This window comes from Mycobacterium kyorinense (assembly GCF_001672775.1).
In the GTDB taxonomy this organism is placed as follows: Bacteria; Actinomycetota; Actinomycetes; order Mycobacteriales; family Mycobacteriaceae; genus Mycobacterium; species Mycobacterium kyorinense_A.
Genome location: NZ_LZKJ01000046.1, coordinates 36,841 through 51,157, shown reverse-complemented (window position 1 = coordinate 51,157; position 14,317 = coordinate 36,841). Strand labels below are relative to the sequence as shown.

At 65.1% G+C, this 14,317-nt stretch carries 14 protein-coding genes and 1 pseudogene; 8 read left to right on the top strand and 7 right to left on the bottom strand.

Annotation, left to right across the window (positions count from 1 at the left end; translation table 11 throughout):
- The first annotated feature begins 83 nt into the window (after positions 1 to 83).
- The 5 genes from A5707_RS04095 to A5707_RS04075 are packed head-to-tail and all read left to right on the top strand — an operon-like array spanning position 84 to position 5,015.
- Entirely contained in the window at positions 84 to 1,496 is a 1,413-nt protein-coding gene (locus tag A5707_RS04095; protein WP_082969240.1) for an ABC transporter substrate-binding protein, read from the top strand.
- A 59-nt stretch (positions 1,497 to 1,555) separates the two neighbouring features.
- Complete coding sequence (locus tag A5707_RS04090) at positions 1,556 to 2,395, top strand: carbohydrate ABC transporter permease (RefSeq protein WP_065013262.1); 840 nt, start codon at positions 1,556 to 1,558, stop codon at positions 2,393 to 2,395.
- A gap of 4 nt (positions 2,396 to 2,399) precedes the next feature.
- Positions 2,400 to 3,224 (top strand): carbohydrate ABC transporter permease, encoded by an 825-nt coding sequence (locus A5707_RS04085; RefSeq protein WP_197495239.1) that lies wholly within the window; start codon positions 2,400 to 2,402, stop codon positions 3,222 to 3,224.
- Between the two features lie 4 nt (positions 3,225 to 3,228).
- Positions 3,229 to 4,410: an ABC transporter ATP-binding protein gene (locus A5707_RS04080; protein ID WP_065013238.1), complete on the top strand. Its 1,182-nt coding sequence runs from the start codon at positions 3,229 to 3,231 to the stop codon at positions 4,408 to 4,410.
- Positions 4,411 to 4,418: 8 nt separating this feature from the next.
- A complete protein-coding gene (locus A5707_RS04075; protein WP_419866386.1) occupies positions 4,419 to 5,015 on the top strand; it encodes a suppressor of fused domain protein in 597 nt (198 codons plus the stop codon).
- Positions 5,016 to 5,124: 109 nt separating this feature from the next.
- Here the strand turns inward: A5707_RS04075 and corA are convergent, their stop codons facing one another.
- Complete coding sequence (corA, locus tag A5707_RS04070; protein ID WP_065013236.1) at positions 5,125 to 6,216, bottom strand: magnesium/cobalt transporter CorA; 1,092 nt, start codon at positions 6,214 to 6,216, stop codon at positions 5,125 to 5,127.
- Positions 6,217 to 6,370: 154 nt separating this feature from the next.
- Here corA and A5707_RS04065 point away from each other — a divergent pair, with 154 nt between their 5' ends.
- Genes A5707_RS04065 through A5707_RS04055 form a run of 3 tightly spaced genes read left to right on the top strand, consistent with a single transcriptional unit; the run spans position 6,371 to position 9,422 of the window.
- Positions 6,371 to 7,360 (top strand): malate dehydrogenase, encoded by a 990-nt coding sequence (locus tag A5707_RS04065; protein ID WP_065013235.1) that lies wholly within the window; start codon positions 6,371 to 6,373, stop codon positions 7,358 to 7,360.
- Positions 7,361 to 7,380: 20 nt separating this feature from the next.
- Positions 7,381 to 8,562, top strand: a complete 1,182-nt coding sequence (locus tag A5707_RS04060) for an NAD(P)-dependent malic enzyme (protein ID WP_082969239.1) — start codon at positions 7,381 to 7,383, stop codon at positions 8,560 to 8,562.
- Between the two features lie 29 nt (positions 8,563 to 8,591).
- Entirely contained in the window at positions 8,592 to 9,422 is an 831-nt protein-coding gene (locus A5707_RS04055) for a glycine betaine ABC transporter substrate-binding protein (RefSeq protein WP_065013233.1), read from the top strand.
- Positions 9,423 to 9,544: 122 nt separating this feature from the next.
- Here A5707_RS04055 and A5707_RS04050 read toward each other — a convergent pair whose 3' ends face one another.
- The 6 genes and pseudogenes from A5707_RS04050 to A5707_RS04030 form a co-directional block, all read right to left on the bottom strand.
- Positions 9,545 to 10,375, bottom strand: a complete 831-nt coding sequence (locus A5707_RS04050) for an SDR family NAD(P)-dependent oxidoreductase (RefSeq protein WP_065013232.1) — start codon at positions 10,373 to 10,375, stop codon at positions 9,545 to 9,547.
- 111 nt (positions 10,376 to 10,486) lie between these two features.
- Positions 10,487 to 11,551, bottom strand: coding sequence for a zinc-binding alcohol dehydrogenase family protein (locus tag A5707_RS24830; RefSeq protein ID WP_197495238.1), 1,065 nt, complete (start codon positions 11,549 to 11,551; stop codon positions 10,487 to 10,489).
- Between the two features lie 333 nt (positions 11,552 to 11,884).
- A pseudogene (locus A5707_RS24825) lies at positions 11,885 to 12,172 on the bottom strand (TMEM175 family protein); the annotation flags it as partial.
- Entirely contained in the window at positions 12,169 to 12,858 is a 690-nt protein-coding gene (locus A5707_RS04040) for a haloacid dehalogenase type II (RefSeq protein WP_065013259.1), read from the bottom strand. The gene A5707_RS04040 and the pseudogene A5707_RS24825, both read right to left, overlap by 4 nt.
- An 11-nt stretch (positions 12,859 to 12,869) precedes the next feature.
- Positions 12,870 to 13,301 carry a VOC family protein gene (locus A5707_RS04035; protein ID WP_065013231.1) on the bottom strand — a complete coding sequence of 144 codons (432 nt, stop codon included), beginning with the start codon at positions 13,299 to 13,301 and terminating at the stop codon, positions 12,870 to 12,872.
- Between the two features lie 11 nt (positions 13,302 to 13,312).
- A complete protein-coding gene (locus A5707_RS04030; protein ID WP_065013230.1) occupies positions 13,313 to 14,182 on the bottom strand; it encodes a DUF427 domain-containing protein in 870 nt (289 codons plus the stop codon).
- Positions 14,183 to 14,317: the final 135 nt, after the last annotated feature.

Here is a 14,317-nt window from a genome sequence, read left to right as displayed (position 1 = left end):
GCGAGTAGAACGTGGCGATCCCCTGCGCCCAGCGCCCTCCGCCGGGCTGCGAACGCCACGGGGACGGACGAGAGGCAGGTGCGGTGGCGAAGCGTCGCTGGCGCCCACGCAGGCTGGCTGCGGCCGCGGTGGCGGCGTTGACGACCGGGTCGGTGTTGACGGCGTGCGGATCGGCCGACAACGGACTGGTAATCAGCCTCTACACCCCGGCCAACGAAGGCGCGACCTTCACCGAGATCGCTCAGCGTTGCACCGGCCAGTTCGGCGGGCGATTCGCTATTCGGCAGTTCAGCCTGCCCCGCTCAGCCGACGACCAGCGATTGCAACTGGCCCGCCGGCTCACCGGTAACGACCGCACGTTGGACGTGATGGCCCTTGATGTGGTGTGGACCGCGGAGTTCGCCGACGCGGGATGGGCCCTGCCCTTGTCCGACGATCCGGCCGGACGGGCGGAGGCCGACGCCACGTCCGACACCCTGCCTGGTCCACTGGCGACGGCCCGCAGGCAGCAAACGCTGTACGCCGCCCCGATGACCACGAATACCCAATTGCTCTGGTATCGGGCGGATTTGATGGACAAGCCGCCGACCACGTGGGACGGCATGGTGGCTGAGGCGAGCCGGTTGCACGCCGCCGGCGAGCCCAGTTGGATCGCCGTGCAGGCCAAGCAGTATGAGGGGCTGGTGGCGTGGTTCAACACACTGCTGGTCAGCGCCGGGGGACAGGTGCTCTCCGATGACGGCAGAACCGTCACGTTGACCGACACCCCCGCCCACCGGGCGGCGACCGTCAAGGCGTTGCAGATTCTGAAGTCGGTGGCCACCGCGCCGGGCGCCGACCCGTCGATCACCCAAACCGACGAGGGCACCGCACGGTTGGCGTTCGAGGAAGGCAAAGCCGCATTGGAGGTCAACTGGCCGTTCGTGCTGCCGTCCCTGCTGGAGAACGCGGTCAAAGGCGGCGTCCGGTTTTTGCCGCTGAATCAGCGGCCGGACTTGGCGGGCAGCATCGACAGGCTAGGGGGTTTCGCGCCGACCGATCAGCAGTTCCGCGCCGCTTACCAAGCCGCCACGTCGGTGTTCGGGTTCGCTCCCTATCCGGACGTGCAGCCAGACCGGCCGGCCAGGGTGACGATCGGCGGGCTGAACCTGGCGGTGGCCAAGACAACTCGGCACCGGGCGGAAGCCTTCGAGGCGGTGCGCTGTTTGCGCAGCCTGCCCAACCAGAAGTACGTCTCGATCGAAGGTGGTTTGCCGGCGGTGCGCACGTCGCTGTACTCCGATCCACAGTTCCAGGCCAAGTTTCCGATGTACGACGTCATCCGCCGCCAGCTCACCAACGCCGCGGTGCGGCCGGTGACGCCGGTCTATCAGGCGGTGTCCACCCGGATTTCGGCGACGCTGGCTCCGATCACCAAGATCGACCCCGAACGCACCGCCGACCAGCTCACCGCGCAGGTGCAGAAAGCCATCGACGGCAAGGGGCTGATCCCGTGACCGCTACCACGGCGGCCGGTACCACCGAGAACCGCGCGTCGGAGCGACGGTTGGCGTTCATGCTGGTTGCCCCCGCGGTGATTCTGATGCTGGCCGTGACGGCCTACCCGATCGGCTACGCGGTGTGGCTGAGTTTGCAGCGCTACAACTTCACGACACCCAACCAGACCGCCTTCGTCGGGCTGGCCAATTACCAGACCATCCTTTCCGACCGGTTGTGGTGGACGGCGTTGGCCGTGACGTCGGCGATCACGGTGATCTCGGTAGCGCTCGAGTTCGTGTTGGGCTTGTCGCTGGCGCTGGTGATGCACCGAAGTCTGGTCGGTAGAGGTCTGGTGCGCACCGCAGTCCTGATTCCGTACGGCATCGTCACCGTGGCTGCTTCCTACAGCTGGTACTACGCCTGGACACCGGGCACCGGATATCTGGCCAACCTGCTGCCGCAGGGCAGCGCCCCGCTGACCCAGCAGATCCCGTCGTTGGGCATCGTGATCCTCGCCGAGGTCTGGAAGACGACGCCGTTCATGGCGCTGCTGCTGCTGGCTGGCCTGGCGTTGGTGCCCGACGACCTGTTGAAGGCTGCCCAGGTCGACGGCGCCGGCGCATGGCGACGCCTGGTCAAGATCATCCTGCCGTTGATCAAACCGGCGATCGTAGTTGCGTTGCTGTTTCGCGCGCTGGACGCGTTTCGGATCTTCGACAACATCTACGTGCTCACCGGTGGCTCCAACGGCACCGGCTCGGTGTCGATCCTGGGCTACGACAACTTGTTCAAGGGCTTCAATGTCGGCTTGGGATCGGCGATTTCGGTGCTGATCTTCCTGTGCGTGGGTGTCATCGCGTTGCTGTTCGTCAAGGTGTTCGGCGCTTCGGCACCCGGCGGTGACGGCGATGGCTGAGCGAATCGGTGCCCGGCGGGCCACCAGCTGGGTGGTGATCGACACGTTGGTGGTGATCTATGCACTGTTCCCGGTGCTGTGGATCTTGTCGCTGTCACTCAAGCCGACGTCAAAGGTCAAGGACGGCAAGCTGATTCCAGAATCGGTGACCTTCGACAACTACCGGGGGATCTTTCACGGCAACTTCTTCAGCTCGGCACTGATCAACTCGATTGGGATCGGGGTGATCACGACGGCGATCGCGGTGGTGATCGGCGCGATGGCAGCGTACGCGGTGGCGAGGCTGGCGTTCCCGGGCAAAAATCTGCTGATCGGTGCGGCCCTGCTGATCGCGATGTTTCCGCAGATCTCGCTCGTCACACCGATCTTCAACATCGAACGTCGCCTCGGCCTGTTCGACACCTGGCCGGGGCTGATCATCCCCTACATCACGTTCGCGTTGCCACTGGCTATTTACACGCTGTCGGCGTTTTTCCGGGAGATACCTTGGGATCTGGAGAAGGCCGCCAAGATGGACGGCGCCACACCGAGTCAGGCCTTCCGCAAGGTGATCGCCCCGCTCGCGGCACCGGGAATCGTCACCGCCGCCATCCTGGTGTTCATCTTCGCCTGGAATGACCTGCTACTCGCGTTGTCGTTGACGGCAACCAAAGCCGCGATCACCGCGCCGGTGGCGATCGCCAACTTCACCGGCAGTTCGCAATTCGAAGAACCGACCGGCTCGATCGCCGCCGGGGCGATGGTGATCACCGTCCCCATCATCGTTTTTGTTCTAATCTTCCAACGACGAATTGTTGCCGGCTTGACCTCCGGCGCGGTGAAGGGGTAGCTCGATGGCCGAAATTGTGTTGGACAGGGTGACCAAGAGTTACCCCGACGGCGCGACGGCTGTGAAGGAATTGAGCCTTGACATCGCCGACGGCGAGTTCGTGATCCTGGTCGGACCGTCCGGCTGCGGCAAGAGCACGACGCTGAATATGATTGCCGGACTGGAGGATATTTCGTCCGGCGAGTTGCGTATCGGCGGCGAGCGGGTCAACGAGAAGGCCCCCAAAGACCGCGATATCGCGATGGTGTTCCAGTCGTATGCGCTTTACCCACATATGACGGTGCGGCAGAACATCGCTTTCCCGCTGACGTTGGCCAAGATGAAGAAGGCCGAGATCGCCGAGAAGGTTGAGGAAACCGCGAAAATTCTTGACCTGACCGACTTTTTGGATCGCAAGCCGTCGCAATTGTCGGGTGGTCAGCGTCAGCGGGTGGCGATGGGCCGGGCCATCGTGCGCCATCCCAAGGCGTTCCTGATGGACGAGCCGCTGTCGAATTTGGACGCCAAACTCCGCGTGCAGATGCGTGGAGAGATCGCCAGGCTGCAGCGGCGACTGGGTACCACCACTGTCTATGTCACTCACGACCAGACCGAAGCGATGACGCTCGGCGACCGGGTGGTGGTGATGCGCGGCGGGGTGGCACAGCAGATCGGCACGCCCGACGAGCTCTACGAGCGGCCCGCCAACTTGTTCGTCGCCAGCTTCATCGGCTCCCCGGCGATGAACTTCTTCCCGGCCACATTGACGCCCACCGGGCTGAACCTGCCGTTCGGTGAGGTGACGCTGACCCAGCCGGTGCACGATGTGCTTGCGCAGCATCCTGCGCCGGACAATGTGATCGTGGGCATCCGCCCGGAGCATCTGGCCGATGCCGCCCTGATCGACGGCTATCAGCGCATCAGGGCGCTGGTCTTCGAGGCCAAGGTCGACCTGGTCGAGTCGCTGGGAGCGGACAAATACGTCTACTTCACCGCCGAGGGCGCCGTGGTGCACTCAGACCAGCTGGCCGACGAGGACGCCGAATCTAGCAGCGACCACCATGAATTCGTGGCGCGGGTGCCGTCGGAGTCAAAAGCCGCCAAGGGCCAGTCCATCGAATTGGCGTTCGACACTTTGAAATTGGCAATCTTCGATGCCGATTCGGGCGTCAATCTCACTGTTCCGCCACCACCCGAAGCCGAGTGACACCCGAGCTGACCAAAGTGCGGGCGCATGTGCGCGCGCACTTTGCCGCAGCAGGTATCGAGGCGGAGCCCGACGTCGCCAGTGTGACGTTTTTGGGTGCCCAGCCCATCGAGGTGCTGCGCTTCCGTGCCGGCGCGGACGGTGTGGTGCACTATGTGTCGCTGGGCTGTTCGCGGCATCCGATGGTCGATCCGACGGCGCCGGTGGCCGATCCGCTGCGTGGCCCGCGCGCCGAAGTCGTGCTCCAGCTACGTGATCCCGGGCCGGCCACCGGGTTGGCGCGCAGCTTGGCGGTGATAGCGGCAACTCCAGCGGTCGAGGGCGTGGTTTTGGTGCCGGACGCCCTGATCGACCTAGGCTCGCCGCTGTGGACGCGCCCCTCGGGCCGCGCGCCGTTCACCGCGGTGTTGTTGGGCCGCAGCGATATTGCCGAGCTGCCGCTGGAGCCGCCGCGCGACCCGGTGAGCTTTGTCGCCGCGACACCGATCACCGCGACCGAAGCTGCCTGGGTGCGGCTGAAAGGTGCCGACGCCATGCGGGAGGCCTGGCGGGTCGACGGCGTCGACGTTTTGGACCCCAACCGTCGCGCCGCCCAACCGCAGTGACCTGTGCGGTCTGGTTCAGTTCGCCGTAATCGACTGTGAATCCACGGTTTTCACTGTGAAACGTTGGCGGAATCCGCGCCGAGTTGTCGCCTTCAGTTCACACTCGACGTTACAGCCAGCGGTTGCGCCGGAACGTGCGATACAACACCACGCAAAACGTGGCCATCACCGCGAGCACAACCGGGTAGCCCCAGGGCCGGTGCAGGATGGGCATCCAGTCGAAGTTCATGCCGTAGATCCCGGCGATCATCGTGGGCACCGCGATGATGCCGGCCCACGCCGACATCTTGCGCATATCGGTGTTCTGCTGCATCCCGACCCGGGCCAGCGCGGCCTGTACCAGTGAGCTGAGCGTCTCGTCGTAGCCGGCGATCTGGTCAGCGGCATGGGTCTGGTGGTCGGCGACGTCGCGCAGGTAGCGCCGTACTTCCTTGGAGATCAAGTCCTTGTGTTCGGTCTGCATCCGCTGGAACGGAACCGAGAGCGGGTTGACGCATCGGCGCAGTTCGACGACCTCGCGTTTGATCTGATAGATCGGTTCGACGTCGGTCCGCTGGCCGGGGGCAAATGCCACCTCTTCGATCGCGTCGATATCGGTCTCCATCAGGTTGGTGACCGCCAGATAGTGGTCGACCACCCGGTCGGCGATCGCGTGCATCACCGCATACGGCCCCAGCCGCATGTGGTCGGGCTCGGCGTCCATCCGTTTGCGCACTTCGGAAAGCCCGCCGTGTTCGCCGTGTCGGACGGTGACCACGAAATTCTTGCCGACGAAGATCATGATCTCGCCGGTCTCGACGATCTCACGTGCCAACACCACCGAGTCGTGCGGAACGTAGTTGACCGTCTTGAGAACCAAAAAGAGGGTCTCGTCGTAGCGCTCCAGTTTGGGCCGCTGATGGGCGTGCACGGCGTCTTCGGCGGCCAGTAGGTGGATCCCGAAAACATCTGCCACATCTTGCATCTGGCGTTCATCGGGCTCGTGCAACCCGATCCAGGCGAAGGCGTTCTGGCCGGTCTGCTCGACCTCGTGCACCTTGGCCAGCGCCTCCGCGTGGCTGTAGGGGCCGGGCAGTCGCACCCCGTCGACATAGACGCCGCAGTCGACCATGACCTGGGCGACCGGCGGGGCGCCGGAATCGGTGGCTTTAGGCCGCGTGACGGGCCGCAGTGATGGTGGCAACCCACGAAACGATGGCATCGGGTCACCTCCCGCCGCAGCCGACCAAGCGTCGGCAATGCTACGCGCCGCGGCATGGCACTGCCTGTGAGCCGCTCAGGGGACCGGGGGATGGCTGGCCGGCTTCGGTGCGCTAGTTTCGACCCGACGCAACCCTGCACAAGGAGCCAACGACGTGAGCACAACTCCCCTCAAGGTCGCCGTCACCGGTGCCGCCGGCCAGATCGGCTACAGCCTGTTGTTCCGCCTCGCGAGCGGCTCGCTGCTAGGGCCCGACCGCCCGATCGAGCTACATCTGCTCGAGATCGAGCCTGCCCTCAAAGCGCTCGAGGGCGTGGTGATGGAGCTCGACGACTGCGCGTTCCCGCTGCTGGCCGGTGTCAAGATCGGCGCGGACCCGAACAAGATCTTCGACGGCGTGAACCTGGCGCTGCTCGTCGGCGCTCGCCCGCGCGGACCCGGCATGGAGCGCAGCGACCTGTTGGAGGCCAACGGCGCGATCTTCACCGAGCAGGGCAAGGCCCTCAACTCCGTGGCGGCCGACGACATCCGCATCGGAGTCACCGGTAACCCGGCCAACACCAATGCGCTGATCGCGATGAGCAACGCTCCCGACATCCCGCGGGAGCGGTTCTCGGCGCTGACCCGCCTCGACCACAACCGGGCCATCTCGCAGCTGGCCCAAAAGACCGGCGCTGCCGTCACCGACATCAAGAAGATGACGATCTGGGGCAACCATTCGGCCACTCAGTACCCCGACATCTTCCACGCCGAAATCAAGGGCAAGAACGCCGCCGAGGCGGTCAACGACCAGTCCTGGATCGAGAACGAGTTCATCCCGACCGTCGCCAAGCGCGGGGCGGCCATCATCGACGCGCGCGGAGCGTCCTCGGCCGCTTCGGCAGCCTCGGCCACCGTGGACGCCGCCCGAGACTGGCTGCTGGGCAGCCCGGCAGGTGACTGGGTGTCGATGGCGGTCATCTCCGACGGCTCCTACGGCGTGCCGGAAGGGTTGATCTCGTCGTTCCCGGTGACCACCAAGGACGGCAACTGGAGCATCGTTGAAGGGCTCGACATCGACGAGTTCTCCCGCGGTCGAATCGACAAGTCGACCGCAGAGCTGGCCGAAGAGCGCACCGCGGTCACCGACCTGGGGCTGATCTGAGCCGGCAGTACCCTGAGGCAGTGTCCGAAAGCAACCCTGCGAATAGCCCGCACATCGTCTTAGAAGACGACGAGATCTTCGAGGCCCATGTAGCCGGGAAGCTCGCCGTGCAGCTGCGGGCCCCGCTCGACACCCAGCGCGCGCTGTCGATCGCCTATACCCCCGGGGTGGCGCAGGTCAGTCGCGCGATCGCCGCCGATCACACCCTGGCCGCCCGCTACACCTGGGCGAACCGGCTGGTGGCCGTGGTCAGCGACGGTAGTGCGGTGCTGGGTCTCGGCGACATCGGGCCGGCCGCCGCGCTGCCGGTGATGGAAGGCAAAAGTGCGCTGTTCAAGGCGTTCGCCGGGCTGGATTCGATCCCGATCGTGCTCGACACCAAGGATCCCGACGAGATCGTCGAGACCCTGGTGCGGCTGCGACCGACCTTCGGCGCGGTCAACCTCGAGGACATCTCGGCGCCGCGTTGCTTCGAGATCGAACGCCGCCTGATCGAAGCGTTGGACTGCCCGGTGATGCATGACGACCAGCACGGCACCGCGATCGTGGTGCTGGCGGCACTGATCGGCGCCACCAAAGTGCTCGGCCGAGACATGGCCTCGCTGCGCGTGGTGATCTCCGGTGTCGGTGCGGCCGGCGTGGCCTGCGCGAAAATCCTTATGGCCGCAGGGGTTTCGCATATCACCGTGCTGGACTCGCGCGGCATCCTGCATCCCGAGCGTGATGATCTGACGACGGTGAAAGCCGACTTGGCGCGGCGCACCAATCCAGACGGTCTCGTCGGGGGCATGGTGGAGGCCCTGAAGGGCGCCGACGTGTTCCTGGGAGTGTCCGCCGGTGTGGTGCCCGAAGAGTTGATCGCGTCGATGGCGCCGGAGAGCATCGTGTTCGCGCTGTCGAACCCGGACCCCGAAGTCCATCCCGACGTGGCCGCCCGGCACGCCGCGATTGTCGCCACCGGCCGAAGCGATTTCCCCAACCAGATCAACAATGTGCTGGCTTTCCCCGGGGTGTTCCTCGGCGCGCTGGACGCCGGTGCCCGCAAGATCACCGAGAAGATGAAGGTGGCCGCGGCCGAGGCGATCGTCTCCGTCGTCGCCGATGACTTGGCACCCGACCGGATCGTCCCGAGCCCGCTGGAGCCAAAGGTCGGCCCGACGGTGGCCGCCGCGGTGGCGGCCGCCGCAGACGCCGCCGAGTGAGCGCCGGGCCTGCTTTCCGACGGCTCGCTGTGTGCGGCGCGCTGGCGCTCGTCGCGGCGTGGACGCTGGCCGGTTGTGGTGACACCCAGCGTCACCCGCCCGAATTGGTGGTGGGGTCGCATCCAGACTCGGTGCTGCTGGCCGACATCTACGTCGGGGCGCTGCGTTCGTATGGTTTCCCGGCACGCAACGAGCCGGTGCCCGACCCGCTGGCCGGGCTGGATTCCGGAGCGTTCACCGTCGTCCCAGGCTTCACCGGACAGGTGTTACAGGTCTTTCAGCCGGGTGCGAAGGTGCGATCAGACGAGCAGGTCTACCGAGCGATGATCGGCGTGCTGCCGGAGGGGATCGCCGCCGGCGACTACACCACGGCAGCCGAGGACAAACCCGCGCTCGCGGTGACCCCGGCAACCGCGAAGGCCTGGGGCGGCACTGAGCTCAGCACACTGCCCCGGCACTGTGCTGGTCTGGTCATCGGGGCGATCCGCGGCAGCCAGACACCGGCGAAGGTGAGCCGGTGTCAGTTGCCTGCTGCCCGCGAATTCCCTGACGCCGCAGCGATGTTCGCAGCGCTTCGGGATGGGCGAATCACCGGGGCGTGGACCACCACCGCCGCGCCCGATGTGCCCGCCGACGTGGTGGTGCTGGCCGACGGCAAGCCGGCGTTGGTGCAAGCGGAAAACGTGGTGCCGCTCTACCGGCGCAACGTGCTGACCGATCGGCAGTTGCTGGCGATCAACGAGGTGGCCGGTGTGTTGGACACCGCCGCGCTGGTCGACATGCGCCGCCAGGTCGCCAAGGGCGCCGACCCGCAAAGTGTGGCCGACGCGTGGCTGGGCGAACACCCCCTCGGCCGCTAACTTTGCCGCGAGCGTGCCCCTTTTGCCGCGCCCCCTTTTGCCGCGAGCGTGCGTGTTCCCGGCCGACACGCCGGACCTTTTCCCGGGTTTGCGCACGCTCGCGGCAGCCGCGACGACGGAGGCTAACGCGCCGACGGCAGCATCCGGCCCACTACCGCCGAGAACAGCCCCTGGTACCCCGAGCCCGTCGCGCGCACGATCAGGTCCAGCGCCTTGGCATCCGGGCCGACCAGCACCCGTGCCTTGTTTTTGCGAACGGCGGTCAAAATGATGCGCGCCGCTCGTTGTGGGCTGGTGAAGACGAGTCGGGTGTCGAACAAGTGGGCCAGCTCATTGGCGTCCAACCCTTCGGCCGCGGTGGCGTTGCGGGCGATCGCGGTCTTGATGCCGCCTGGGTGAACGGTGGTCACCTTGACCGGATGCTTGGCGAGTGCCATCTCCTGCCGCAAAGCCTCGGTGAACCCGCGGACAGCGAACTTGGCGGAGTTGTAGGCGGCTTGGCCGGGAACCGAGAACAGCCCGAAGATGCTGGAGATGTTGACGACGTGCCCGTCACCGGAGGCAATCAGATGCGGCAGAAACGCTTTGGTGCCGTTGACGACTCCCCAGAAGTCGACGTCCATCACCCGTTCGATGTCCTTGAACTGACTGATCTCGATATCCCCGGTGAACGCGATGCCGGCGTTGTTGTAGATCTGGTTGACCTTGCCGAAATGCTCGTTTACGGCGTCGGCGTAGCCCAGGAAGGACTCGCGTTCCGCGACATTGAGGCGGTCCGCTTTGACCGGTGCGCCGATGGCCTTCAGCCGCTCCTCGGTCTGCGCCAGTCCTTCGCTGTCGATGTCGCTGATCGCCAACTTGGCACCCGAGCGGCCCAGCTCGATGGCCAGCGCCTGGCCGATGCCCGATCCCGCGCCCGTGACCGCGGCGACCTTGCCGGCAAAACCCTCCATGGATACTCCTTGTTCGTTGATTGCCGTCGAGGCTAGTCGGTACCCCCGGTACGGCCTATGCGGGCCTGGGTCGAGGTGTGGACTTCACGGGCCGATCGGGCTAGGTACCGCTCATTCGACGACGACCACCATCTTTCCGTTGGCTTCGCCGGCCTCCATGACCCGGTGGGCTTCATGGATCTCGTGGAAGGAGAACACTCGCGCCGGCGTCGCCTCGAGGCGACCGTCGGCGACTTGTCGTGCGATGTCTGCCAACGGCACGTCGGACAGCGGAAAGCCGGGCGTGCCGAAGACGAAACTACCGAAGAACGACAGGTACACGCCGCTGGCCATCTGCAGGAGCGGATTGAAGTCCGCGATCGGCGCCAGTCCACCCAACCACCCCGCCAGACAGGCGGTGCCGCCGCGGCGCAACATGTCGAGCGAGTCAAGAATGGTGCTGTTACCGACCAGATCAAGGACCGCGTCGAGTTGTTTGGCTTCGGCGATGTGCTTAGCCAGATCTCGTCGTTCCAATTCCACGCGTTCAGCGCCGAGTCCCTCGAGCAGGCGAAAACGCTCGCGGCTACGGGTGGTGGCGATGACCCGTGCACCGGCGGCGACTGCCATTTTGAGTGCCGCCTGACCGAAAGATGAAGTCGCACCGCGGATCACCAGGGTTTGTCCGGTGGTGAGCTTGAGGTTGCGAAACAGGCATGTCCACGCGGTCGCATAGGTTTCGGGCAACGCGGCCAACTGGGACCACGGCAGGTCGGACTCGATGAGCGCGACGTTGCCGGCACGCACGCGGGTGTATTCGGCATAACTGCCATTGATGGTTCGCCCTAAGCCGCCCATGAGTGCTGCGACTTTGGCTCCGACCGGAAACTCTCTGCCGGGGCACGACTCGACGACGCCGACACACTCGATGCCACTGACTTCTGCGGCCTCCGCCCATTCTCCCCGGCGCATGTGCATCTCGGCGTGGTTGACGCCAAACCCTTTGACTCGGATGACGACTTCGCCTTCCTTCGGTAGTGGTTTAGGAATATCGGCGTAGACCAAGCTGTCCAGTCCGCCGAACTTCTCCAGGATGATCGCCCGCATGGTGTCCCCGCCCGGTTGCTCACGCACCACCGCCGGCGCAGTAGGCAGCTGGTCCGGCGTCGACGACCCTTGGTTGCCGGCGATCCCCATCGGTTGTCCTCTCGTCGGGGTGGCTTTCGATATTGGAAAATCCGGCCGTAAGTATCCGGCCAGACACAGGCAGACCATCCCCATCGCTACCACCGGCCAGCTGACCGCGACCACTGCCGCGGCCGCGAATACACCGATGGTGATGAACGATCGCATGCGCAGCAGCCGGCGCATGCGCGCCGGCACGTCGACGCGGGCGGGTCGATCGATGGCTTCCCAGCAGAGTGCGAGGTAGGTGACATCGACAAACACGAATACAGCCGCGTACAGGACCATTGGGGCCGCGGCCAGCCTGCTGTCCGCGATCCATTCGGTAGTGAATGGAATCAGTGAGACAGAGAAGAGATGGGCGAAGTTCGACCACACCAGCCGGGGCGTCGCTACCTCCGCGTAGCTGAGCAGATGATGGTGGTTGACCCAGACGATCGCGATGAAAAGGTAGCTGACCACGTAGCTCAAACCCGTTGGCCATAGCGGCAATAGGGCGCCGAAAGTGGTGCTCTCCGGCGGTTTGAGCTTCAAAACCAGGATCGTGATGAGGACCGCGAACACGGCGTCGGAGAACAGTCTGAGCCGGTCTGGGCTGATTCGTCGCTCACTCACCGCAGTCTCCGGCTTCATCCGTGTGCTGGGCCAAGAGTTTGAGCCAACTCGCGCAGGTCGGCGGCGACGAGGGTTGGTTGCGGCAAGCCGTCGACTGGTAGAGGCGCGTTACCTGGGCGGGTGATCAACGCTGAGCTGAATCCGACGCTTTGTGCGCCCAGGGTGTCCCAAACGTGTGCGGCGACCATCATGCACGCCGACGGTGCCACGTCGAGCTGTTCTGCGACGTCGTGGTAAACCCGCCCAGCGGGTTTGTAGACGCGACCGGAATCGACGCTGAACTGTTGCTCGAAAAACTCACCCAGGCCGGCACGCTCCAGTGGGCTCGGACCGTCCAGATTCGGCGGCGAGTTGGTCACGGTGACGAGGCGAAAACCGTTGTCGTGGAGCATGGCAAGGCCATCTGCCGCATCCGGATAGGCCGGCAGCGTCAACATCCCGTCGCGTATTGCCCGCAGATCCTGTCCGGTGACCGTCACGCCCTGAATGTCGGCAAGCATCTGCAGCAGTCCCTCGCCAAGCTTGAAGTAGTCGACGTACTGGCCGGACAGTGTCACGGTCATCGAATACATGAACAGCTGACTCATCCAGTCGCGCAGCACCCGCGCATCACTGAAAATCCGCTCGAAAAGCGGTGCCATGGCGTCGAAGTCGAGCAACGTCTCGTTGACATCGAATACCAGCACTGCCGGCAAGCTCGGCATCGAAGACGTGGTCACGCCGGCAAGTGACCACGCTCTTGCAGGACCCAGGCATTGCCGTCGGGATCCTGGAAGTCCGCAAAACTCGCATAGTCAGTGCGGCCTGGGTCGATCCCTGGGCGGAAGCCGCCTCGCCAGCCGCCGTCGGTGTCCTTGTGCCGGATCTCGCTGACGGTGACCCCGCGGTGCTCCAGTTCCGTTCGAGACGCCTCGATATCGGAGACCACGAGGTAAAGGCCGGGAACCGAGCCCGCAGGCGCGTCGGTTAGTCCGACCCCGAATTGGATCGACGTCCCTGAACCTGCGGGTGTCAGCTGAATGACCCGGAAATCAGCTGATGGGGCGTAATCGACGTCGAGGTTGAAGCCCACCTGGTCACGGTAGAACCGCAGCGACCGATCGGGATCCGAGACCGGCAAAATCACGACTTCCAGTTGTGCCTTCATCGCAGGGACTCTCAGACCGCGCTTGTCTGCAGGACTTCGTCGGGGTCGAGCCCGCGGTCGATGCCGTGCGCGACCACGGTCTGACCGGGCTCGAGGTGCAGCTGTGTGTCGTCGAGGTAGACGGCGATCTTGTCGGGTTCAAAGGACACCAGGTTGCGCACCGCGGCCACCTCCGGCCAGGCGTTGACGTAAGACCATGCGGCGCGTTTGCGGTCGCCGATGTTGTAGTAATTGGCCAGGCCTTTGTAAGGGCAGAAGGTCTGTCCGTCAACGGGATTCAGCGCTGCTTCGTCAATGTCGGCGCGAGGCACGTACCAGCGGGGCGCAAAACCGGACTCGTACAAGGCGAGCGGTGCCCGGGTATCGGCGATGACCTGATCACCGTCGCGCACCACCAGATGGCGTGAGGTGTTGCGGATGTCGATGCGGTGGTAGAAGTCCGAGGCGTGCCCGACGATGCGGTCGTCTTCTTCGTAGAAGGCATCCATCGCGCGCCAGGCGAACGCTATCCGCCCGGTGAGAATGTCGGCGTAGTCCGGTAACGCCGGGTAGTGCCAGGCGGCGTGATTGGCCACGCGGTCCGCTGCGTGTACGGACAACCAGTGCACCTCGCCGAACTCGCGGTGCTGGGTGGTCCGGTCTTCATCGACCAACGTGTTCGGCCGGATGTCGCCGCGTGGAAAGTAGGCCACCGGATAGCGGCCCGGCTCGTGCAGCAGCACCACCTCTTCGCTGTCGGCGATCCACTCGTCGGCGAACCGCACACGCATCCGGCGGCGCAACGGCTCGGCATAGAGCAGTCGCTCCGGCAGTGGCCGCGGGGTGAGGAAGTGTCCTACCGATCCGGTGTTCAGCGGCCCCTGTTGCCATGCCAAACCCATCGCATTTCCTTTCCAGTGCGGAGCTATTGCCGCGGACCGTCGTTCGACGCGCCGGCGATGCCGCGCCCGCCGCGATTGCCGGGTCGAGCGCGTGGAGGCGACGGATCGCAGGCCGACATCTGTTCCTCCCGAAAT

Coding starts and splice junctions, on each gene's coding strand:
- A5707_RS04090 (WP_065013262.1), top strand. CDS start 1,556: ATGCTGGTTGCCCCCGCGGTGATTCTGATGCTGGCCGTGACGGCCTAC.
- corA (WP_065013236.1), bottom strand. CDS start 6,216: ATGCCATCGTTTCGTGGGTTGCCACCATCACTGCGGCCCGTCACGCGG.
- A5707_RS24830 (WP_197495238.1), bottom strand. CDS start 11,551: ATGGGGATCGCCGGCAACCAAGGGTCGTCGACGCCGGACCAGCTGCCT.
- A5707_RS04035 (WP_065013231.1), bottom strand. CDS start 13,301: ATGAAGGCACAACTGGAAGTCGTGATTTTGCCGGTCTCGGATCCCGAT.
- A5707_RS04030 (WP_065013230.1), bottom strand. CDS start 14,182: ATGGGTTTGGCATGGCAACAGGGGCCGCTGAACACCGGATCGGTAGGA.
- A5707_RS04040 (WP_065013259.1), bottom strand. CDS start 12,858: ATGCCGAGCTTGCCGGCAGTGCTGGTATTCGATGTCAACGAGACGTTG.
- A5707_RS04080 (WP_065013238.1), top strand. CDS start 3,229: ATGGCCGAAATTGTGTTGGACAGGGTGACCAAGAGTTACCCCGACGGC.
- A5707_RS04050 (WP_065013232.1), bottom strand. CDS start 10,375: ATGGAGGGTTTTGCCGGCAAGGTCGCCGCGGTCACGGGCGCGGGATCG.